The sequence below is a fragment of the Pseudoalteromonas sp. MM17-2 genome (assembly GCF_022347945.1).
Taxonomy (GTDB): Bacteria; Pseudomonadota; Gammaproteobacteria; order Enterobacterales; family Alteromonadaceae; genus Pseudoalteromonas; species Pseudoalteromonas ruthenica.
Genome location: NZ_JAKRFV010000016.1, coordinates 1 through 21,470, shown reverse-complemented (window position 1 = coordinate 21,470; position 21,470 = coordinate 1). Strand labels below are relative to the sequence as shown.

Annotated in this window: 21 protein-coding genes; 17 read left to right on the top strand and 4 right to left on the bottom strand. The window is 47.3% G+C overall.

Going from position 1 to position 21,470, the window contains the following annotated elements:
- Window positions 1–173 precede the first annotated feature (173 nt).
- The 4 genes from MHM93_RS13125 to MHM93_RS13110 all read left to right on the top strand — a co-directional run bounded on the left by MHM93_RS13125 (window position 174) and on the right by MHM93_RS13110 (window position 2,502).
- A complete protein-coding gene (locus tag MHM93_RS13125; protein ID WP_239449390.1) occupies window positions 174–650 on the top strand; it encodes a hypothetical protein in 477 nt (158 codons plus the stop codon).
- Window positions 651–730: 80 nt separating this feature from the next.
- Window positions 731–1,576, top strand: coding sequence for a DUF692 domain-containing protein (locus MHM93_RS13120; RefSeq protein WP_022946746.1), 846 nt, complete (start codon window positions 731–733; stop codon window positions 1,574–1,576).
- 2 nt (window positions 1,577–1,578) lie between these two features.
- Window positions 1,579–2,322: a putative DNA-binding domain-containing protein gene (locus MHM93_RS13115; RefSeq protein ID WP_138509038.1), complete on the top strand. Its 744-nt coding sequence runs from the start codon at window positions 1,579–1,581 to the stop codon at window positions 2,320–2,322.
- Window positions 2,323–2,340: 18 nt separating this feature from the next.
- Window positions 2,341–2,502: a hypothetical protein gene (locus MHM93_RS13110; RefSeq protein ID WP_022946748.1), complete on the top strand. Its 162-nt coding sequence runs from the start codon at window positions 2,341–2,343 to the stop codon at window positions 2,500–2,502.
- 52 nt (window positions 2,503–2,554) lie between these two features.
- Here the strand turns inward: MHM93_RS13110 and MHM93_RS13105 are convergent, their stop codons facing one another.
- From MHM93_RS13105 to map, 4 genes are all read right to left on the bottom strand, one after another.
- Entirely contained in the window at window positions 2,555–3,604 is a 1,050-nt protein-coding gene (locus MHM93_RS13105) for an LD-carboxypeptidase (protein WP_239449389.1), read from the bottom strand.
- A gap of 122 nt (window positions 3,605–3,726) precedes the next feature.
- Entirely contained in the window at window positions 3,727–4,551 is an 825-nt protein-coding gene (gene dapD / locus MHM93_RS13100) for a 2,3,4,5-tetrahydropyridine-2,6-dicarboxylate N-succinyltransferase (protein ID WP_026111377.1), read from the bottom strand.
- Between the two features lie 22 nt (window positions 4,552–4,573).
- A complete protein-coding gene (gene glnD / locus MHM93_RS13095; RefSeq protein WP_022946751.1) occupies window positions 4,574–7,204 on the bottom strand; it encodes a [protein-PII] uridylyltransferase in 2,631 nt (876 codons plus the stop codon).
- Between the two features lie 18 nt (window positions 7,205–7,222).
- Window positions 7,223–8,011, bottom strand: coding sequence for a type I methionyl aminopeptidase (gene map / locus MHM93_RS13090; protein ID WP_022946752.1), 789 nt, complete (start codon window positions 8,009–8,011; stop codon window positions 7,223–7,225).
- A 304-nt stretch (window positions 8,012–8,315) separates the two neighbouring features.
- Between map and rpsB the strand changes: the two genes are divergently transcribed.
- From rpsB to lpxA, 13 genes are all read left to right on the top strand, one after another.
- Window positions 8,316–9,044: a 30S ribosomal protein S2 gene (rpsB, locus tag MHM93_RS13085; protein ID WP_022946753.1), complete on the top strand. Its 729-nt coding sequence runs from the start codon at window positions 8,316–8,318 to the stop codon at window positions 9,042–9,044.
- Window positions 9,045–9,155: 111 nt separating this feature from the next.
- Window positions 9,156–10,007 carry a translation elongation factor Ts gene (gene tsf, locus MHM93_RS13080; protein ID WP_022946754.1) on the top strand — a complete coding sequence of 284 codons (852 nt, stop codon included), beginning with the start codon at window positions 9,156–9,158 and terminating at the stop codon, window positions 10,005–10,007.
- A 210-nt stretch (window positions 10,008–10,217) separates the two neighbouring features.
- Window positions 10,218–10,964, top strand: coding sequence for a UMP kinase (gene pyrH / locus MHM93_RS13075; RefSeq protein WP_026111378.1), 747 nt, complete (start codon window positions 10,218–10,220; stop codon window positions 10,962–10,964).
- Between the two features lie 13 nt (window positions 10,965–10,977).
- On the top strand, window positions 10,978–11,535 hold the full coding sequence (gene frr, locus MHM93_RS13070) for a ribosome recycling factor (RefSeq protein ID WP_022946756.1): 558 nt from the start codon (window positions 10,978–10,980) through the stop codon (window positions 11,533–11,535).
- Window positions 11,536–11,616: 81 nt separating this feature from the next.
- Window positions 11,617–12,402 carry a polyprenyl diphosphate synthase gene (uppS, locus tag MHM93_RS13065; RefSeq protein WP_022946757.1) on the top strand — a complete coding sequence of 262 codons (786 nt, stop codon included), beginning with the start codon at window positions 11,617–11,619 and terminating at the stop codon, window positions 12,400–12,402.
- 16 nt (window positions 12,403–12,418) lie between these two features.
- Complete coding sequence (locus MHM93_RS13060; RefSeq protein WP_239449388.1) at window positions 12,419–13,285, top strand: phosphatidate cytidylyltransferase; 867 nt, start codon at window positions 12,419–12,421, stop codon at window positions 13,283–13,285.
- The gene (ispC, locus tag MHM93_RS13055) at window positions 13,282–14,487 is read left to right on the top strand and encodes a 1-deoxy-D-xylulose-5-phosphate reductoisomerase (RefSeq protein ID WP_239449387.1); all 1,206 of its coding nucleotides are present in this window, start codon (window positions 13,282–13,284) and stop codon (window positions 14,485–14,487) included. The genes MHM93_RS13060 and ispC overlap by 4 nt, the downstream gene beginning before the upstream one ends.
- Window positions 14,480–15,832 (top strand): sigma E protease regulator RseP, encoded by a 1,353-nt coding sequence (rseP, locus tag MHM93_RS13050; RefSeq protein WP_239449386.1) that lies wholly within the window; start codon window positions 14,480–14,482, stop codon window positions 15,830–15,832. The genes ispC and rseP overlap by 8 nt, the downstream gene beginning before the upstream one ends.
- Window positions 15,833–16,034: 202 nt before the next feature.
- Window positions 16,035–18,506, top strand: a complete 2,472-nt coding sequence (gene bamA / locus MHM93_RS13045) for an outer membrane protein assembly factor BamA (protein WP_022946762.1) — start codon at window positions 16,035–16,037, stop codon at window positions 18,504–18,506.
- 17 nt (window positions 18,507–18,523) lie between these two features.
- Window positions 18,524–19,042: an OmpH family outer membrane protein gene (locus MHM93_RS13040; RefSeq protein WP_022946763.1), complete on the top strand. Its 519-nt coding sequence runs from the start codon at window positions 18,524–18,526 to the stop codon at window positions 19,040–19,042.
- Window positions 19,042–20,067: a UDP-3-O-(3-hydroxymyristoyl)glucosamine N-acyltransferase gene (lpxD, locus tag MHM93_RS13035; protein WP_239449427.1), complete on the top strand. Its 1,026-nt coding sequence runs from the start codon at window positions 19,042–19,044 to the stop codon at window positions 20,065–20,067. The genes MHM93_RS13040 and lpxD overlap by 1 nt, the downstream gene beginning before the upstream one ends.
- A gap of 21 nt (window positions 20,068–20,088) precedes the next feature.
- The gene (gene fabZ / locus MHM93_RS13030; protein ID WP_022946765.1) at window positions 20,089–20,541 is read left to right on the top strand and encodes a 3-hydroxyacyl-ACP dehydratase FabZ; all 453 of its coding nucleotides are present in this window, start codon (window positions 20,089–20,091) and stop codon (window positions 20,539–20,541) included.
- Window positions 20,542–20,543: 2 nt separating this feature from the next.
- Complete coding sequence (lpxA, locus tag MHM93_RS13025) at window positions 20,544–21,314, top strand: acyl-ACP--UDP-N-acetylglucosamine O-acyltransferase (RefSeq protein WP_022946766.1); 771 nt, start codon at window positions 20,544–20,546, stop codon at window positions 21,312–21,314.
- The last annotated feature ends 156 nt before the right edge of the window (window positions 21,315–21,470 follow it).

The following is a 21,470-nucleotide window of genomic DNA, read 5'->3' as shown; positions in this document are numbered from 1 at the left end:
CTAGCTGGGCGCGTATTCTAACCCGTTCGTCACTATTGATAAAATACCTATATCGCGCCATAGTTATTCTGGTAATCGATATACCACATAAAAATTTAAAAATAATTTGAAAGGATCCAGGATGCATTCGGGTCTGATCTGTTGAATGCTACCAACCGAGAGAGAGCTAAAGCATGAATAATTTAAAAAAGAACTCCATCGCCTTAACCTTAGGTGCTGTTGTTGCATCGGGTGCGGCAGTGACTGCAACTGATGCGCAGGCCAACCCATTTGAAATGCAAGAGATGGTTGCAGGATACCAGCTTGACGCAGCAGAGGGTAAATGTGGTGAAGGTAAGTGCGGCGGCGAAGCCAAAGGCAAAGAAGGCAAGTGCGGCGAAGGTAAATGCGGCGGTGAAGCCAAAGGCAAAGAAGGCAAGTGCGGTGAAGGAAAATGTGGCGGTCACGGTCATGCCAAAGGCAAAGAAGGCAAGTGCGGCGAAGGTAAATGCGGCGGTGAAGCCAAAGGCAAAGAAGGCAAATGCGGCGAAGGTAAATGCGGCGGTGAAGCCAAGGGCAAAGAGGGCAAGTGCGGCGAAGGTAAATGTGGCGGTGAAGCCAAAGGTAAAGAAGGTAAGTGTGGTGAAGGCAAATGCGGTGGTCACAGCTAATCAGCCGTGAACTATCGTTAATTACCCGTAGTACCTAACAAGCCGCCGTAGAGCGGCTTGTACACTTTAAGGAGTGCAATATGTTGCAGCAGTCAGCGCCATTAGCTAATGTGGGCCTGGGTCTACGTCGTGAAATGCTGAGCGATATGCTTAATCATATTCCTAAGCAAATTGGCTTTATGGAGGTCGCCCCTGAGAACTGGTTGCGTCTAGGTGGTAAGCTTGGCAAGCAGTTTCGTGCGCTCACAGAGCGTCATCCGTTCATTTGCCATGGTTTATCTTTATCATTGGGCTCGCCCGATCCTTTGGATGTGGCGTTTTTAAAAGATCTGAAGCAGTTTTTTGATGTGCACGATATTCGCCTTTACAGCGAGCACCTCAGTTATTGCTCCGCTGATGGTCATATGTATGATTTGATGCCCATTCCTTTCACAGAGGAGTCGATAAGCTACGTCGCTGCGCGGATCCGCCAGGTGCAAGATGTATTAGAGCGTCCTTTAGTCATTGAAAATGTGTCTTACTATGGCGCGCCAGGGCAGCAGCTTACAGAACTTGAATTTACTCAGCGTATATTGGCAGAAGCTGATTGCCAGTTGCTGCTTGATGTTAATAATATTTATGTGAACTCAGTAAATCATGGCTATGATGCCGAGCAGTTTTTGGCCGGTCTCCCCAGCGAGCGGATCGCCTACATGCATGTGGCTGGGCACTATAACGAGGCTGAAGATTTAATTGTCGATACCCATGGCGCTGATGTGATCGACCCCGTCTGGCAGCTGCTCAGACGAGCTTATGAGTTGCACGGTGTACAGCCAACGTTATTAGAGCGGGATTTTAATATTCCGCCACTTAGCCAACTACTTAAAGAAATCGATACCATTGCTGATATCCAACAGCCTTTTTTAGCCCAACAGCAAAGAGCCTGATCATGCAGTTTCAACAACTACAGAAGCAATTTAGCGCCCATATTCGCGATCCCGAAGCTAATCCGCGCCCCGCAGATGTTGAAGACCGGCGAATGAAAATTTATCGTGAGTTGTTTTTCAATAACGTCAACGGCTTTTTAGAAAGTGGCTTTCCTGTGCTGCGAAGCTTGTACGATGATCAGCGGTGGCAGCAGTTAGTACGTCGATTTTTTGCTAGCCATCACGCCACATCTCCCTATTTTTTGGATATTTCTAAAGAATTTGTACTGTTTTTGGCACAGCAGTATGAGTTACAACACAGCGATCCGCCTTTTTTACAAGAGTTAGCCCATTACGAGTGGGTGGAGTTGGCAGTGTCTAGTGCACAAGACAGTGGCCAGTTAAAGCCGCTTTTTAATGTGCAAAAGCAACCTTTGTATATGAGTGAAACCGCGCAAGTAGTGTGTTATCACTTCCCTGTACAAACCATCTCGGTGGATAATCAGCCGCAGCAAGCGGATGAACAGCCCAGCTATATTTGTGTTTATCGCGACCAACAAGATGAGGTGCAGTTTCTCGCCTTAAACATGATGACCGCGTTATTGCTTGATACGCTTTCACAGCAACCAGGCATGACCTTAGCGCAAGTATGTGAAGCGTTACAGCGCCAGGCGCCGCAATTTAATTATCAGCAGCTTTATCAGGGAGCCCTACAAATTGCAGAGCAACTGGCGCAGCGTCAAGTACTGCAAACGCTGGATTGTTAACCTCGATTCGATTATTATATGCGCCGTTTTATCGTGCTTAAAGAGGTAATGAAGATGGCGCAAAAAGGTGATTTTAAAGACCCTTTCAACTTTAAATATTTCGTCGCGTTTATCGCTGTATTTGCTGGCATTGGTTGCTTAAATGCCATTCTAGGTTGGGCCACATCTTTGGCCGCCTAATCACAGTATATACAAAGAAATTGAAGCCCCGTGTTATTCGGGGCTTTTTAGTTTAACTAAACACCTCTTCTAAAACACGGAGACTGCCTTGGTCCGCGTCAAGCTTAACTTGGGCACCTACAGGTAAAATAAATTGTCTCTCAATATGGCCGATCATGGCTCCGTGATAGGCTGGAATGTTCAGCGGGGCAATGTAATCGGCCAAGATTTGTTCCAGCGTTAACGACCCATACCCACTGCCAGGCTGACATTGGTTGCAATCACCAAACACGAAGCCGTTAATCTTATCCAATGCGCCCATGAGCTTGAGTGTACTCATCATTCGGTCAATGCGATAAGGCGCTTCATCAATATCCTCTAAAAATAAAATCGCGCCCTCAAAATTGGGTAAATAGTCACTGCCGGCAAGTGCCGACAGTACGGATAAATTACCGCCGATAAGGTGTCCTTGCGATTGTCCTGAGGTAATGGTTTGGGTGAGGTAGTGACGATTAACAAGCTCATCATCAGCTTTGTCTAAATTTTGGTATAGCACTCGCTCGCGATGAACAAATAACTGTTTAAATTGGTGTACATTAAAGGGATTCCACTGGCTTGTGGCGTTGGGACCGTGGAAGCTGATCAACCCAGTTTTAGCAAGCAGGGCGTTATGCAGTGCGGTGATATCAGAGTAGCCCAGTAACGGCTTAGGGTTAGCCTTGATAATTTGGTAGTCGAGCAGTGGCAAAATGCGTGCAGCGCCAGAGCCGCCACGCAAGCATACGATGGCATCAACATTGGGGTCGGCAAACAAGCCGTTAAGGTCGTCAGCGCGCTGTTGATCCAGACCCGCTAAATGCCCACGTCGCGCCATGATATTGGGGCTGAGCTTTACGCGATAACCCAGTGCTTTGATTAACTGCTGCGCTAATATGATGTCTTTATGTTCAGCTGTGGCTGCTGAGGGGCTAGCTATACCTATGGTTGCATCAGTAGGCAAGGCTGTGGGTTTCAGTGTCGCTAAGGTGCTTTGCTGTGGCACACCAATCGCTTGGGCCGCAGGAGCGAGTAGCGCACCGGCACCGAGCAGAGTACAGCTTTTCAGGAAGTGACGTTTATTCATGGTATTGCCTCATCGTTTACCCTATAGGTAACGTAATGAAGTAATTATTTCAAATAAAAAAGTTGGTAGGAATAAAATAGTTTTAAGGCAGCCCTCAACGTGACCTGAAGGCTGCTTTACAGTTACTCTACACCACGAAGTAGGGCGTTGACGCCAACTTTCTCGCGTGTCTGTTGGTCCACCTTCTTGACAATAACGGCGGCATACAGGCTATGGCTGCCATCTTTGCTAGGAATGGACCCAGGCACTACAACGGCTCCGGCTGGAACGCGACCATAATGAATTTGCCCGGTTTCACGGTCAAAGATACGTGTGCTTTGCGAGATGTACACACCCATAGAAATGACCGCGCCTTGCTCGACAATAACGCCCTCAACAATTTCAGAGCGCGCACCGATAAAGCAGTCATCTTCAATGATAGTCGGGTTAGCCTGCAGTGGTTCCAGCACGCCGCCGATACCGACGCCCCCCGAAAGGTGCACGTTTTTACCAATTTGTGCGCATGAGCCCACTGTGGCCCATGTATCGACCATGGTACCGTCATCGACATAAGCACCAATATTAGTGTAAGAAGGCATCAGAACGACGTTCTTACCAATATAGCTGCCTTTGCGTGCAACGGCGTTGGGCACTACACGCATGCCTTCACGTTGAAATTGCTCGCTGCTGTAATCGCTAAATTTAAGCGGCACTTTATCGTAGAACTGATTAACGCCATCGCTAATAGGCTGGTTGTCACGGATCCGAAAAGACAACAGCACCGCTTTTTTAAGCCATTGGTGCACCACCCACTCACCCGAGAGCTTTTCAGCCACCCGAGCATCACCTTTATCCAAACGCTCCAATACCGTATCTATCGCGTTTTTTACATCAGCATCAACCGTACTTGGGCTAATCGCGTCACGGTTTTCCCACGCGTTTTCAATAAGGGTTTTTAAATCTGCCATGGTGTCCTCATTAGTGAGCCGATTAAGCGGTGGTCGCTTCATTATCGGCATTTAGTTTTTTCCGAAGTGCCTGATGGATTTTAACTTGTTCTTCATCCGTCAGAGCTTGGTAATCATTATTTGAGACGACAAAAAAGTCTTCTGCGCGCTCACCCACCGTGGTAATGCGGGCGGCGTGTATGTGTAAGCGATGGCGCTGAAAAACCTGCGCTATTTTTGTTAACAGGCCAGGAATATCCACCGCTTGTATCTCAATTAAACTGCGGTCTTTGCGCGCGTGCGGCCGCAAAACAATTTTTGGTTTAATATTAAAGTCTTTAAAACGCTGCGAACGATTTTTCTTGATCCGGATCTTCTTCTTCGGATCCTGCATTATTTGCTCAAGGGCACGGCGCATGCCGTTGCCGCGACTTTTACTCAACGGCTCGCCATTCACCTCAAGAACAACAAAACTGAAAATGACATAGCCATCTTTGGTGGTCATTACTTGAGCGTGCTGAATCTGTGCTTTTTTAGAGCCAATGACGCTAACTAAACGTGCAAATAAGCCGCCGGTATAAGGGCTATAGGCAAAAACCTGCGTGCCGCCATGCATTGCACAATCGGAAACGGTGACACTTGGTGCGGATAAGTCCTGTGCATTGAGTAAGTGTTCACAGTGCCAAGAGATTTGCTGTTCACTAAAGGCGGTGAAATAATTGGCTTTAAAGCGGCTCCAAAGCAAGTCGATGTGACTCTCATCATACCCTAGATTGATTAACCGCTGCTTAGCTTGCTGCTTCTTATCACGAATTTGGTCGCGCATATCCATGGGGTTTTCTAGCCCTAAGCGCAATGCCCGCTGAGTATGCAAATACAGCTCGCGCAGCAGGGTGTTTTTCCAATCATTCCACAGGTTATCGTTGGTGGCACGAATATCAGCCACGGTTAGGCAATAGAGGTAGTCCAGCTGGCGCTCATTTTTTACCTTAGAAGCGAACTCATTGATCACATCTGGGTCGTTAATATCCTTGCGCTGCGCCGTGACAGACATTAATAAGTGGTTTTCCACCAACCAAGCAATCAATTTACCGTCGGATGTAGGTAGGCGGTGCAGCTTGGCGAACGCAAGTGCATCGACTGCTCCGAGTTCGGAGTGATCGCCGCCGCGACCTTTGGCTATATCGTGAAAAATAGCCGCAAGATATAACAGTTCCGGCTTATCCATGCGGGTGACAATCTCACTGCACAGGGGGAAGTCGCTGACCTTGGATTTATCACTGTACTGATAGATGTTGTTAATCAGCTTATGAGTATGCTCATCGACGGTGTAAGCGTGAAATAAGTCGAACTGCATTTGTCCAAAAATATTACGCCACTGGGGGAGATACGCAGCAATGATGCCGTGTTTGTGCATTAAGGTGAACGCGCGGCCCATGCCGTTGGGGTGTTTTATTAGGCGTAAAAATGCATCGCGACAGGCGGCATAATCTTGCAAGTCACCAAGTAGACGCCGACGGACTTGGCGCATAGTGCGAATGGTGCTGGGGTAAATATGAGTGATTTGCGGGTTACTGGCGATGTGCTCGAACAGCACCAATAGTTGATCGCGGCGGAAAAACACGGAAGGGTTTTTAACGCGAATTTGATGACCAATGCGCTCAAAGCTGCGGTCCAATTCAACCACCGGTAAATCCCGATGATCCGGTAAAATGGATTGCTCAAAATACGACAGTAGCATTTGGTTGAGTTCACGGACCCGACTCATAATCCGAAATAAGCGCTTCATCATACGCTCGACCGAGGCTTTACCATCGCTACCAAAGCCAAGTATTTCTGCGGCATGGGGCTGGTAGTCGAACAACAAACGGTTCTCGCTGCGCTCGGCGGCCAAATGCAGAGCAAAACGAATATTCCACAAGTTTTCTAAGCACTCGAGCAGCTCTTGGTACTCCTCGTGGGTGAGGTAACCATGGTTGATGAGCTCTTCTAAGGTTTCGGCATGAAAGTGTTTTTTCGCCACCCAAATGATGGTTTGTAAATCACGCAGACCGCCCGGGTTCTCTTTGATGTTTGGCTCGAGATTGTAGGCGGTGCCATGGCACTTTCGGTGTCGCAGGTCCTGCTCTTGACGCTTTGCAATAAAAAACTCGTCAGAGCGCCACACCGGGGTTTGTAAAATATGCTGTTTGAGCTTTTCAAACTCGATGTGGTTGCCAAAAATAAGGCGGCTTTCCAGTAAGCTTGTGGAAAAGCTGACATCTTCACGCTTTTGCTCAATCACTTGCTCTATGGTGCGTACACTGTGGCCAATTTCCAAATTCAGATCCCACAGCAGGGTCACAAACTGGCCTATTTTTTCACGCAACTCGGCGTTGGGTTCTTCGCTAACCAGCAACAGAAAGTCGATATCGGAGTAGGGGTGTAGTTCTCCTCGGCCGTAGCCGCCTACGGCAACCAAAGCCAGCTCAGGCTCATGGGCAAGGTTGCAGCAGTGAAACAGCTTGATCAATAAGCGGTCGATATATTCCGCGCGCGCGCGGATGAGTGACCCTACCGGTTGTTTATCAAATTGGTTGCCCAGCCACTTATAAAAGTATTGGCTACAGGCCTTATATTCTTCCAACTCGTCAGCCTGCTCAAGCAGGTCTTTTAATTTATTCGGTAAGGCCACAGGTTTGCCCCTTTTTAATTAGCTGTGTTCAATCACGCGAGGAAGCTCTTCATCACTGCGTAGAGTTAATACTTCTACGCCATTGTCGGTCACCAATAAAGTGTGCTCCCATTGTGCTGATAGGCTACGGTCTTTAGTGATCACCGTCCACTCGTCTTTGAGCAGCTTACATTGGCGCTTGCCAGCATTGACCATGGGCTCAATGGTTAAACACATACCGGCTTTAAGTGTCTCGCCAGTGCCTGGGCGACCGTAGTGCATGACTTGCGGCTCTTCGTGAAACTCTTTACCTATACCGTGGCCACAGTATTCGCGCACAATCGAGTAGCTAAAGCCTTCTGCGTATTTTTGAATTGCGGCACCGATATCGCCTAAACGCACGCCAGGTTTCACCATTTTTATGGCCAGATACAAGCTCTGTTGGGTAATCTCACACAGGCGCTTACCTTGAATAGTTGGCTGGCCTACATGAAACATTTTTGAGGTATCGCCGTGGTAACCATCTTTAATCACGGTGACATCAATATTAATGATATCGCCTTCTTTTAATGGTTTGTCATTGGGGATGCCATGACAAATAACATGGTTAACCGAAGTACAAATTGATTTTGGGAAACCATGATAATTTAACGGCGCCGGAATAGCCCCTTGCTCGTCAACAATGTAGTTATGGCATAGGGTGTTGAGCTCATCAGTGGTCACCCCAGGCTTGACATGTGGGCCTATCATTTCCAATACGTCTGCGGCCAAACGGCCGGCTACGCGCATTTTTTCGATTTCTTCCGGGGTTTTGATCACTGCAGTCATTGATGCTCCAATTGTGTTCTTTAAATAAGTTAAGTGCGCACAAATAGTGCACAAAAGATTGAGTCTTCACGGCCAATATGGTATAAAGCGCGCCGTCTTTTTACAAATTAAAATCACTTGCTTGTTGTTGGTGTTCACCTATAACAGTGAAGTGCTTTATCTGTAACGAAGACACATAACCATTTAATATTAACACACACACATATCGACACATACACTTGGGTGCATCGCGGAATAACTTCCAAGGTGTTGGTGCTATGGGATATGTGGAGGCCTAACCCTAAACATTAGAGGAAAAAATACCATGGCAAACGTTTCAATGCGCGATATGCTTAAGGCGGGTGTACACTTCGGTCACCAAGCTCGTTACTGGAATCCAAAGATGAAGCCGTTCATCTTCGGTGCTCGCAACAAAGTTCATATCATCAACCTTGAGCAAACTGTACCTATGTTTAACGACGCGTTGACTTACCTGTCAAACGTAGCGTCTAACAAAGGCAAAATCCTTTTCGTTGGTACTAAGCGCGCTGCAAGCGAAGCAGTAAAAGAAGCGGCAGTTAAATGTGACCAGTTCTACGTAAATCACCGTTGGTTAGGTGGTATGTTGACTAACTGGAAAACTGTTCGCCAGTCAATCAAGCGTCTTAAAGATCTTGAGACTCAAAGCCAAGATGGCACGTTTGAGAAGCTAACTAAGAAAGAAGCGTTAATGCTTACTCGTGAAATGGCTAAGCTTGAAAAAGGCCTTGGCGGTATCAAAAATATGGGCGGTCTTCCTGACGCGCTTTTCATTATTGATGCAGACCACGAACACATCGCGATTAAAGAAGCAAACAACCTGGGCATCCCAGTAGTATCTATCGTTGATACTAACTCTAACCCAGACGGTGTTGACTACGTTGTTCCTGGTAACGACGACGCAATCCGTGCGATCCAGCTTTACACTAACGCAGTTGCTGATGCAGTTGTTGAAGGTCGTGAAAGCAACATCGCAGTGCAAGCTGAAAAAGACGATTTCGTTGCCGCTGAGTAATTGCAACTCGCTTGTCATCAAGTCTTCATCCTAGTGCGATGAAGACTTGATATTCTTATTTCAAAGTGACCTTGGTCACTTGCTCTAACACATTGATTTGAGGAAATTCCCATGGCTGTAACTGCTGCCCTAGTAAAAGAATTACGCGAGCGCACTGGCGCTGGCATGATGGATTGTAAAAAAGCATTGACTGAAACCAACGGTGACATCGATGCAGCAATCGAAAACATGCGTAAAAACGGTCAAGCGAAAGCTGCTAAAAAAGCAGGTAACATCGCTGCCGAAGGTACTATCATCATCAAAGAAGCTGATGGTGTTGCTGCGCTTGTTGAAGTTAACTGTCAAACAGACTTCGTTGCTAAAGACGACAGCTTCCTAGGTTTCGCTAACACAGTAGCGGACGCTGCAATTGCTGAAAAACTAAGCATTGAAGAGCTTCAAGCTAAGTTCGAAGAAGACCGCGTAGCGCTAGTTGCTAAAATCGGTGAAAACATGAACATCCGTCGTGTTGAGTACATCGAAGGTGCAAACCTGGCTTCTTACCGTCACGGCGAGCGCATCGGTGTTGTTGTTGCCGGTGATGCAGACGCAGAAACGCTTAAGCACGTTGCTATGCACGTTGCTGCTTCTAAGCCTGACTACGTTAACCCTGAAGACGTACCAGCAGACGTAGTTGAAAAAGAAAAAGCAGTACAAGTTGAGATCGCGATGAACGAAGGCAAGCCTGCTGAAATCGCTGAAAAAATGGTTACTGGCCGTATGAAGAAATTCACCGGTGAGATCTCACTAACTGGTCAAGCTTTCATCATGGAACCAAAGCAAACTGTTGGTGAAATGCTTAAAGAGCGTGGCGGTTCTGTTGCAACCTTCAAGCGCCTAGAAGTAGGTGAAGGTATCGAGAAGAAAGAAGAAGACTTCGCTGCAGAAGTTGCGGCTCAAGTAGCTGCTGCAAAAGGCGAGTAATCGCTTAGGTTGGAATTTAACCATGTTGTGTTGGCATTATAAGCAACTTGTTCAAGGCTTCGCGGGTAGCGGGTTTATCCCTCTATTTACGGGGTGAAGCGATGATTTGCTTTTGCGTCAGACAGCAAAATTAATTAGAATAACCGCGCTCTTATGTACTCACATAGGCGCGGTTATTTTTTATCTCAATTCGTTATTGGCCAGGAAAATATGAATATTAATCGCAAACCTATTTTTAGACGTGTTCTTCTCAAGCTCAGTGGTGAAGCACTGATGGGAGATGAAGGCTTTGGTATAGACCCGAAAGTCTTAGATCGTATGGCTCAAGAAATTAAAGAGCTGGTAGAACTCGACGTAGAAGTGGGTTTGGTGATCGGTGGTGGTAACTTTTTACGCGGTGGCTCGTTAGCAGAGGCGGGTATGAACCGTGTTGTTGGTGACCACATGGGGATGCTGGCCACAGTGATGAATGGCTTAGCGATGCGTGATGCACTTCACCGTGCATTTGTAAATGCTCGCCTCATGTCGGCGATCCCTTTAAACGGTGTATGTGACGCGTATAACTGGGCAGAAGCTATTAGCTTGTTGAAGTCTGGCCGTGTCGTTATCTTCTCGGCGGGCACTGGTAATCCTTTCTTTACCACAGACTCAGCAGCCTGTTTACGTGGCATTGAAATTGAAGCAGATACCGTGATTAAAGCCACTAAAGTGGACGGGGTATTCAGTGATGACCCAGTGAAAAACCCAGATGCCACGCTTTATCGCCATCTTGCCTATAATGAAATTATTGAGAAAGAGTTGAAGGTGATGGACTTAGCGGCATTTACTTTGGCCCGCGACCACAAAATGCCTATCAGCGTCTTTAATATGAATAAACCTGGCGCGCTTAAGCGCGTGATCATGGGTGAAGAAGAGGGAACTTTAATTTCCTCAGAAGCCTCAAGCGAGACAAAATAAGTAGGATACTAGCGTGATAAACGATATTAAAAAAAGTGCGCAAGAGCGCATGCAAAAAAGTGTCGCTGCTCTAGGCAGCCAACTATCTAAAATCCGTACCGGTCGTGCTCACCCAGCATTACTTGACGGCATTACTGTCTCTTATTATGGCGCCGATACTCCGCTTAACCAAGTGGCTAACGTAACAGTTGAAGATTCACGTACACTGGCAATCAGCGTATTTGACAAATCGTTAGCGCAGGCAGTAGAAAAAGCGATCATGACCTCTGATTTGGGTCTTAACCCAGCTGCAGCTGGCACGGTTATTCGGGTACCTCTTCCTCCTCTTACGGAAGAGCGTCGTAAAGACCTTATCAAGGTCGTGCGTGGTGAAGTAGAGAGCGGCCGCGTAGCTGTGCGTAACATCCGTCGTGACGCGAACAGTGAAATTAAAGCCTTGCTAAAAGACAAAGATATTTCTGAAGATGAAGCGCACCAAAGCGAAGATGAAATTCAGAAGCTAACAGATAAGTACATCAAAGAAATGGACGCGCAACTAAGCGCTAAAGAAGAAGAATTGATGGAAATCTAATGCCCAATTTATGGGCATATTGCTCATAAATTGCCATTAGGCTTGTAACGCCGTCTAGGGTATACTAGGCGGCGTTTTTTTGTGGATAATGTGAGTTTTATGGCTTTAGACGCACAGCAAATAGCACAACAATCGCTACCTAAACATGTCGCGATTATCATGGATGGCAATGGTCGCTGGGCACAGGCGCAAGGGCGTCCTCGTGTGTACGGACATAAGAAGGGTGTTGATGCGGTTAAAGATGCAGTGAAATTTTGCTCTAAGCTAGGTATCGAGTCATTGACTCTGTTTGCCTTTAGCAGCGAGAACTGGCGTCGTCCTGAGGAAGAGGTCAGCACGCTCATGGAGCTATTCATGATGGTACTGGGCCGCGAAGTTAAAAAACTCCATAAAAATAACGTTAAATTATCCATAATTGGCGACATGAGTCGCTTTTCTAACAAGTTACAAGAAAAAATAGCTGCAGCTGAGTCACTAACTGCTGAAAACACCGGGTTACGCTTAAATATCGCCGCCAATTATGGGGGCCGATGGGATATAGGGTATGCCGCACAACAGTTAGCGAAGCAAGTACAAGCAGGCGAATTATCAGCGGATGACATTGACGAGCATTCGTTGGCAAAGCATATTAGTCTTAATGAACAAAGTGAGCTGGATTTATTGATCCGCACTGGTGGTGATTTACGCATCAGCAATTTTTTACTTTGGCAGGCGGCCTATGCTGAGCTTTATTTTACGCCGACGTTGTGGCCAGACTTTAACGAGTCGGCTTTTGCTGACGCGATCGCTTGCTACGTATCGCGAGAGCGCCGGTTTGGATGTACTGGTGAACAAATAAAACAACTACTCTGTACAGCTCAGCCCTAAGTTGAAGGTATAACATTTGCTAAAACAACGAATTTTAACGTCTTTGGTGTTAGCGCCACTGGCCTTGGTGCTGGTATTTTTAACACCGTTAGACTGGTTTAGTTATTGTGCAGGCGCAATCGTCTTATTAGGCGCCTATGAATGGTCTGCACTAATGGGTATTTGTAAGCGTGTACAGCGCCTAGGCTATGTTGCCTTGGTCGGCGTAGTAGTCGCATTGATGCAGTGGCATTGGCCCGTCGATAGTTTATGGCAGCAAGGCCAATTGCTGGCAGATGCTAATTATGTGTTCACCTTATCCTTCGCCTGGTGGTTAGTGGCCACCATTTTGGTCATTCGTTATCCTAGGTTCAGCGATGCTTGGTCACAAGGTCTGATAATGCGCGGTGTGGCCGGGCTGTTGACTTTGGCTCCATTGTGGCTGGCATTAAACGTATTGCGCAGTGCTAATTACACCGACTCCAGCCAATTTGGCTCATTTCTTATTCTTGCCGTACTCGGTATCGTATGGAGTGCGGACATTGGCGCCTATTTTTGTGGTAAAAACTTTGGTAAACACAAGCTGATGCCTAAAGTGAGCCCAAACAAAACCATCGAAGGCTTCGTCGGTGGTCTCGCAAGTGCTGCTCTTTTTGTCGTGGGGTTTTGCTATTTCAATGGTATCGACCCCAGCTTATGGCTTATCTACGGCGCTATGGCGGTGATTGTGGCGGCGTTTTCAGCCATTGGCGACTTACTTGAGAGTATGTTTAAACGCGAAGCAGGTATGAAAGACAGCGGTAAATGTCTCCCTGGCCATGGCGGCATTCTTGACCGTATAGACAGCCTAACGGCAGCCGCGCCTATTTTTGTGGTGTTCTACGCATGGACCATGACACTATGAGCAAAAAGTGGGTCACTGTATTAGGCTCCACCGGCTCAATTGGGCAAAGTACACTGGATGTTGTTAGCCGTAACAGCGAGCTTTATGGCGTCTTCGCCCTTGTCGCTGGCAGCAATGTGACGCAAATGGTTGCGGATTGCCAGCGCGTTAATCCAAAGTTTGCTTGCCTCAGTGACGATGTCGCCAATCAGGCGCTCACAGCAGAGCTCAATCGCTTGAAACTGCCCACCAAGGTGATTGATTACCGAACAGACCTCGCTATGGCCTGCCAAGACAGCGAGGTCGATATGGTGATGTCCGCTATTGTCGGAGCCGCTGGGCTATTACCAACACTGTATGCTGTCGAAGCTGGCAAAATTGTGTTGTTAGCGAATAAAGAGTCCTTGGTGATGTCGGGGCAGCTGTTTATCGACAAAGTAAAAGCGCATGGGGCGACGCTATTGCCGATTGATAGCGAGCACAATGCTATCTTTCAAAGCATGCCCTCTGGTATTCAAGGGCACAGCGATCAATGCTTGCACCACCATGGGGTGAGCAAAATTTTATTAACCGGCTCGGGTGGCCCTTTTCGTGAGCGGCCATTATCGACCTTTGATGATATTACTGTTGCCGAAGCCGTTGCCCACCCAAATTGGTCTATGGGGCAAAAGATTTCTGTAGATTCCGCCACCATGATGAATAAAGGCCTTGAATTTATTGAAGCAAAATGGCTCTTCAACGCAGAGGTCGACGATATTGAGGTGGTTATCCACCCGCAAAGTATGATTCACTCCATGGTACAGTACGTCGATGGCTCAGTGCTTGCGCAAATGGGACAACCCGATATGCGTACACCAATCGCTCATGCCATGGCTTATCCCGAGCGCATTGATGCCGGCGTAGCACCGCTAAACTTTAGCCAAATGAAAGACTTTAGCTTTCACGCTCCTGACTTTACCCGCTACCCCAACTTAAAACTGGCGATGGATGCATGTCGTGTGGGGCAAAATGCCACCACCACCATTAATGCTGCCAACGAAGAGGCTGTGGCGGCGTTTTTACGTGGTCAGATCCGTTTTCCTGATATCTACAGTATTAATGCTGATACTTTATCAGCGCTGGCGCTTACGTATGATGCCAGCCTCGAGGGCGTGTTAGCTTGTGACGCGGATGCACGAGAAACGGCGCAGCAATTAATTACAAAGAGGGCGGTTGATGTTTGAATTTGTGTGGCACCTAGGCTCGTTTATTCTCGCTCTGGGCATTTTGGTTACCGTTCATGAATATGGCCACTTTTGGGTGGCGCGCAAAGCGGGCGTTAAAGTGCTCCGTTTTTCTATTGGCTTTGGCAAGCCATTGGTACGCTGGCATGATAAATATGGCACCGAATATGTGCTGGCAATGATCCCCCTGGGCGGTTACGTGAAAATGCTCGATGAACGAGTGGATGACGTACCGCAAGAACAAAAGCATTTATCCTTCAACAGCAAATCAGTGTATTGGCGTATTGCTATTGTCAGTGCCGGCCCTTTAGCCAACTTCCTATTTGCAATCTTTGCGTTGTCGTTGATGTATGTCATCGGCGTGCAGTCAGTCAAGCCCATCGTCGGTGATGTGACAGAGCAAAGCCGTGCTGAAGCGGCGGGTCTGCAGGCGGGCGAACAATTGCTGACTATTGATGGTAAACAAACTCAAGATTGGCAAGAAGTCACACTAGCATTGATGCAGCACCTAGGGGATGACGAGGTGAATGTCAAAGTGCAAGCTGAGTCTGGTTCTCAGGCAGTGCGCACCTTAAATTTACAAGGCTGGACACTGCAGCAGCGCGATGAGTCGCCACTGACGTCGATAGGCATTAAGCCTTACCGACCCGATGCAACGTTGACGCTTGCGATGGTTGCTCCAGACTCGCCAGCACACAGTGCGGGGCTCAAAAAGGGCGATGTGTTGGTCAGTGTTGAGGGGGAACTTATCAAAAGTTGGCAGGCCCTGGTCAATCGTATTGAGCGCTCAGCAGGGCAAGCATTGAACTTTTATGTTATGCGCGGTGCCCAAGGCCTTGATGTGACCATTACCCCAGCTAACAAGCCTACTGAAGATGGCTTCTCTCGAGGTTACTTGGGAGTGGTGCCGGTCGTTGAGCCTTGGCCAGAAGAGGCCATTTCAACACGCAGCTACAACGTGATTGATGCAGCTGGCCTGGGCGTGGCAAAAACATGGCAAATGATTAGCCTGAGCTTTGAGATGATAGCTAATTTAGTCACCGGGCAGGTGTCAATCAAAAATATCAGTGGCCCGGTGGGCATTGCAGTCGGGGCTGGAACTAGCGTAAGCTACGGCTTCGTTGCCTTTTTGAGCTTTTTAGCGTTAATCAGCGTCAGCCTAGGGGTGTTTAATTTGCTCCCCTTGCCGGTGTTAGATGGCGGGCATTTAATGTATTACGTAATTGAACTAATTCGTAAAAAGCCAGTCTCTGAAAAGACACAAGAAATTGGCTTTCGCATCGGTGCCATGTTGTTGTTAGCGCTTACCGCGTTTGCATTACTGAACGACATAGCAAGATTGTAAACAGGTACACCATCCGCTTAACGCGTTAACTGCGTGTTTTTTGAGCGTGATGTATAAAGAAACAGCTGTGTAAGCCAAACAGCAATGATAAGATGGCAGCCAATGATGCAGCCAACGGCCTACTCACCCAGCCAGCCGTGCGCAAAACGGGAATGAGGGTGAGCTGGGTGAAGACACTGTAGTAAAGGACAAAGATAATAAAATGGCTATAAAAAAACATTTGGCAGTTACGAGTTTATTAGGGGCAAGCTTTGCAGCCCTAGGCCAAGAATCCTTTATCGTAGAAGATTTAAAAGTAGAAGGGTTGCAGCGTGTTGCACTCGGTGCAGCGCTGACACATATTCCAATTAACGTTGGCGATCAGGTAGACACCTACACTGTGTCAAAAACCATCAAGTCGCTTTACAAGTCTGGTCACTTCGATGATATCGAAGCGTATCGTGATGGTGAACGCATCGTGTTCAAAGTGACCGAGCGACCCACGATCAGCTCTATCGAATTCGATGGCAACAAAGATATTAAAGACGAGCAGCTCAGTGAGAGCTTGAATCAACAAAATATCCGCCAAGGCGAGCCACTCGACAGAACTGTGCTTGATAGTGTTGAGAAGGGGCTAATCGACTTCTTCCACAGTATTGGTAAGTACAACGCCAAAATCGACCTTGAAATCACTCGCCTACCACGTAACCGGGTTCGCTTAAAGTTAAACTTCGATGAAGGTGATGCCGCTTCAATTCGCCAGATTAACATCGTCGGTAACGAGTTATTCCCTGATGAAGAACTACTGAACCTCGCAGAGTCTAAGCAAGATTTGCCTTGGTACATGTTCATGTCGTCGGATCGCTACCAAAAGCAAACCATTGAAGGGGACTTGGAGAAAATCCGCAGTTATTACCTCGACCGTGGTTACCTGCGCTTTAATATTGACTCAACCCAAGTATCAGTGAGCCCCGAGCGAGAATCAGTCTATGTCACTGCGAACGTCACTGAGGGTGAGCAGTACATGGTCAAAGGCTTTGATTTCATCGGTGACTTATTAGGCCGTGAAGAGTTAATTAAAAGCGTTATCCCGCTCAAAACAGGTGAGTTGTATAATGGCTCGGTGGTGACGTCTTCAGAAGAATTCATTAAGAGCTTTTTAGCCCGTTTTGGATATGCCAATGCTGAAGTGCGTACCATCCCTGAAATCGACGATGAAAATAAAGAGGTGCAATTAACCTTGTCAGTTGACCCTGGCAAACGTGTTTATGTGCGCCGTATCGATATTTCTGGTAACCAAAACACCGCTGACGAAGTATTGCGCCGGGAAATGACGCAGCTTGAAGGTGCGTGGTTATCAAACCAAAACCTAGAGCGCTCAAAGCTGCAAATTCAGCGTCTTCCTTACATGGAAAGTGTTGAATTTGATGTTACCCCGGTGCCCGGTATTGATGATGAAGTCGATGTTGATTTCACCGTAAAAGAGCAGTCAGCAGGTAGCTTCACCGCCGGTCTGGCTTATGGTTCTTATTACGGCCTGCAATTTAACATTGGTGTCAGTGAGTCAAACTTCCTAGGCTCAGGTAACCAGGTGTCGTTTAATATCAACACCTCGCGCGGCTCTGAAAGTGTGAGCTTGTCCTACACCGACCCATATTTCACTCCAGATGGGGTATCTCAGGGTTCAAGCATTTTCTATCGTAACTACGATGCCAGTGAGTTCAGCTTGATTGACTATAAGTCAAAGAGTTATGGCCTTGGTACTAACATTGGCTTCCCAATTAATGCCAATAACCGAGTTAATTTCGGTATTCGTTGGATTGAAGAAGAGCTCTCAGACTTAGCCGAATACGAGCAAACTCGAGTGTTGCGTGAGACCTTCTTAGATCCTGAAAATCCGGATGCGGGTTTTGAGTTCACTAAATTTGAGCTCTCAACCGGTTGGTCTCGGGTGACCGTGAACCGAGGGTTATTCCCAACGGCGGGTTCACGTCAGTCGCTTAACTTAACGGCAACCACGCCGAACTCTGACCTTAACTACTACAAAGTGAACTATAACTCGCGTTTTTACTGGCCTATCAGTAATGACCATCGCTGGGTATTCTCAACCCGTGCAGCGTTAGGCTATGGTAATGGTTATGGCTCTACCAACGGCTTTGACCAAGTATTACCAGTGCAAGAATTCTTCCGAATCACGGAACAAGAGCTTCGTGGATTCGATAGAAACACCATCTTACCGCGCGCAGTGGTAAGAGCACCTCAGAACATTCCTGGCACCACCTTGCCAGATGGCACGCCAGCTGGCAGTATCGGTGGGGCAGAAGAGTTTGACACCTTGCGCCTTGCTGGGCGTATTGGTGGTAACGCCAAGGCTGTGGCTGGTATGGAAATGATTGTACCAACGCCATTCTTGGACGAAGAAAATACCAGTTCCGTACGTACCAGCTTCTTTGTTGACGCAGCTAACGTATGGGATACTGAGTTTAACGTAGATCGTTATCAAAATTTACAACCTGATGAACGTGCTCGCTTAGATGACTATTCAGATCCGTCACGCTTTAGGGTGTCGACAGGTCTATCCATTCAGTGGATTTCACCTATGGGGCCGATGTTAATTAGTTTTGCGTATCCGTTGAAAGAACAAGAAGATGATGATACCAAGACCATTAGCTTTAACATCAGTAATACTTTCTAATTCTTAAGGAGTTTTTTGTGAAAAAATTATTTAAAAGTACGGCTATGGCGGTACTCGCTGCACTAACAATGGGTACTTCAATGAGCGCTTTGGCGCACAAAGTGGGCATTGTTGATATGCAAACAATCTATGCTCAAGTGCCGCAAACCGCAGCCATTGAGAAGACCCTGCAAAGCGAATTTGCCGAGCGTCGTCAGGAGCTAGAAAAACTACAAGGCGACATCCGCTTTGAAACTGAGAAGTTCCAGCGTGAAGGCACGGTGATGAGCGATGAGCAGAAGCAAGAGCTGCGCGCGAAGATCCAAGGCATGCAAAAGCAACTAATGGAGAAAGGTCGCCCGCTTGAGCAAGAGATCAAGCGTCGCCAAAACCAAGAGCTAGGCAAATTGCAGCAAACTATCGTTGCAGCGATTCAAGAAGTAGCCAAAGAAGGCGACTTTGACGAAGTTAAAGTGAAAGATGGCACTATCTACTTCAACCCAAGTGAAGTGACCGACCTATCTGAAGACGTTATCGACGCTGTTAGTAAGAAGTAATAATGACCACAACACTAGCGAACATTGCTCAGCACTTAGGTGCTGAGCTAGTTGGTGACCAGGGCCTGCAGATTGACGGTATTCAAACACTGGAAAAAGCAGGCCCTAAACATATCAGTTTCCTCGCCAATAAAAAGTACCGTAGTGCGCTGAACACCACCCAAGCTGGTGCGGTGATTCTCAGTGCTAATGATGCCGAGCATTATGATGGCAACAAGGTTATCTGTGCCGACCCTTATGTCGCCTATGCCAAGTTAGCACAGCTATTAGACACTACGCCGGCAGCAGCACAGGGGGTGCACCCCAGTGCGGTGATAAGCAGTGAAGCAACCGTCAGTGAGAGCGCCAACATTGGCCCTTTCGTGGTTGTTGAAGCCGGTGCTCACATTGGCGAACATGCTCAAATAGGCAGTCATTGCTTTATAGGTGCTAATGCGCGTATTGGCGCAGGTACTAAGTTATGGAATAACGTCACTGTTTACCACGAGGTGAATATAGGCGCGCAGTGCTTGATTCAAGCAAATACCGTGGTGGGTGCCGATGGTTTTGGTTATGCCAATGAACAAGGGCAATGGGTTAAGATCCCGCAGCTTGGATCTGTTATAATCGGCGACCGTGTTGAGATTGGTGCCAGTACCACCATCGACCGAGGTGCCATTGACGACACCCTTATCCACGATAATGTGATTATCGACAACCAATGCCAGATAGCACATAACGTTGAGATTTGTGAGGGGACCGCTATCGCTGGTTGTACCGTGGTTGCAGGCAGTACTAAAATTGGCCGTTATTGCCAAATTGGTGGCCTAAGCGCCATTACCGGTCACGTGGAAATTTGCGACAAAGTGGTACTAACCGGCATGAATATGGTGACCAGTGGCATCAATGAGCCTGGTATTTATTCATCTGGTGTTCCGCACAGCAAAAACAAAGAGTGGCGCCGCACCATCGCGCACTTACGAAATATTGGTGACATGCACAAGCGTATCAAGTCCATTGAAGCGCAGCTGAAGTCGCAAGAGTAAATTAGTTTTAAGGAAAATAAGTTGGCTAATCAGTTAAATAGCTTTGATATTCAAGAAATATTAAGCCTGCTACCCCATCGTTACCCTATGCTGCTCGTTGATCGTGTTATTGATTACACGCCCGGTGAGCGTTTGCATGCGATTAAGAATGTGACCGTGAATGAACCGATTTTTACCGGCCACTTTCCCGATCAGCCCATATTCCCCGGGGTGATGATTCTCGAGGCCCTAGCCCAAGCAACTGGTTTACTCGGCTTTAAAACCACGGAAAATCGCGGTGACAATGAGCTATACTTGTTTGCAGCTATTGATAACGCACGCTTTAAACACCCAGTAGGGCCAGGCGATACCATGCATTTGCATGTTGAGTTTTTAAAAGAGCGTCGCAATTTATGGAAGTTTTATGGCGAAGCACGCGTCGACGATAAAGTTGTGTGCAGCGCCGAATTGATGTGTGCTAGAAGAGAGTTTTAATCGTGATTCATCCGACCGCAATTATCGAACCGGGCGCAAAGCTTGCCGACGATGTGCAAGTAGGTCCATACAGCTACATCGGCAATGATGTAGAAATCGGTGCAGGGACAATTATTGAGTCGCATGTGGTAGTTAAAGGGCCATCTACTTTAGGTCAAAATAACCACATCTATCAATTCGCATCGGTTGGCGAAGCCTGCCAAGATAAAAAGTACAAGGATGAACCAACGCAGCTGATTATCGGTGATAACAATGTGATCCGCGAATGTGCCACAATCCACCGGGGTACTATTCAGGACCAGGGGATTACCAAAATCGGTAGCAACAACTTATTTATGGCTTATACCCATGTTGCTCACGATGCCGTGATTGGTGATAACGTTATTTTTGCCAACAATGCCAGTGTGGCGGGGCATGTACACATCGGCAATTGGGTTATTTTGGCTGGCAACTCAGGTGTACATCAGTTTTGTAAAGTAGGCGATCATGCCTTTATTGGTATGTACTCTGGGGTGAACCAAGATGTACCACCGTATGTTACCACCATTGGCACGCCGGCACGCCCTGTGGCAATTAATACTGAAGGACTCAAGCGTCGAGGTTTTGAGTCTGATGAGATTATGGCCCTTCGCCGTGCGTACAAAACCTTGTTCCGTAAAGGCCTAAAAGCTGATGAAGCCGTGGCCCAATTAACTGAAGATGCGCAGCAGTTTCCTGCCATTCAGCCAATGATTGACCTCGTTCAACAATCTGAACGCGGTATCATTCGCTAGACTCGATATTTTGAGTGAATAATAAAAAGCGCCATCAAGGCGCTTTTTTTGTGGCCTATGACCCGTCCTAAATAGCGTTGACACTTTTCAAACTTAATTTGGAGAGTGTAATGAAATCAAATAGCAAACGAACTCAACGAGATTATTCCCTCGCTT

Excerpts from the sequence above, each read along its gene's own strand:
- MHM93_RS13125 (WP_239449390.1), top strand. The coding sequence starts at position 174 with ATGAATAATTTAAAAAAGAACTCCATCGCCTTAACCTTAGGTGCTGTT.
- MHM93_RS13120 (WP_022946746.1), top strand. The coding sequence starts at position 731 with ATGTTGCAGCAGTCAGCGCCATTAGCTAATGTGGGCCTGGGTCTACGT.
- MHM93_RS13115 (WP_138509038.1), top strand. The coding sequence starts at position 1,579 with ATGCAGTTTCAACAACTACAGAAGCAATTTAGCGCCCATATTCGCGAT.
- MHM93_RS13110 (WP_022946748.1), top strand. The coding sequence starts at position 2,341 with ATGCGCCGTTTTATCGTGCTTAAAGAGGTAATGAAGATGGCGCAAAAA.
- MHM93_RS13105 (WP_239449389.1), bottom strand. The coding sequence starts at position 3,604 with ATGAATAAACGTCACTTCCTGAAAAGCTGTACTCTGCTCGGTGCCGGT.
- dapD (WP_026111377.1), bottom strand. The coding sequence starts at position 4,551 with ATGGCAGATTTAAAAACCCTTATTGAAAACGCGTGGGAAAACCGTGAC.
- map (WP_022946752.1), bottom strand. The coding sequence starts at position 8,011 with ATGACTGCAGTGATCAAAACCCCGGAAGAAATCGAAAAAATGCGCGTA.
- rpsB (WP_022946753.1), top strand. The coding sequence starts at position 8,316 with ATGGCAAACGTTTCAATGCGCGATATGCTTAAGGCGGGTGTACACTTC.
- tsf (WP_022946754.1), top strand. The coding sequence starts at position 9,156 with ATGGCTGTAACTGCTGCCCTAGTAAAAGAATTACGCGAGCGCACTGGC.
- pyrH (WP_026111378.1), top strand. The coding sequence starts at position 10,218 with ATGAATATTAATCGCAAACCTATTTTTAGACGTGTTCTTCTCAAGCTC.
- ispC (WP_239449387.1), top strand. The coding sequence starts at position 13,282 with ATGAGCAAAAAGTGGGTCACTGTATTAGGCTCCACCGGCTCAATTGGG.
- rseP (WP_239449386.1), top strand. The coding sequence starts at position 14,480 with ATGTTTGAATTTGTGTGGCACCTAGGCTCGTTTATTCTCGCTCTGGGC.
- bamA (WP_022946762.1), top strand. The coding sequence starts at position 16,035 with ATGGCTATAAAAAAACATTTGGCAGTTACGAGTTTATTAGGGGCAAGC.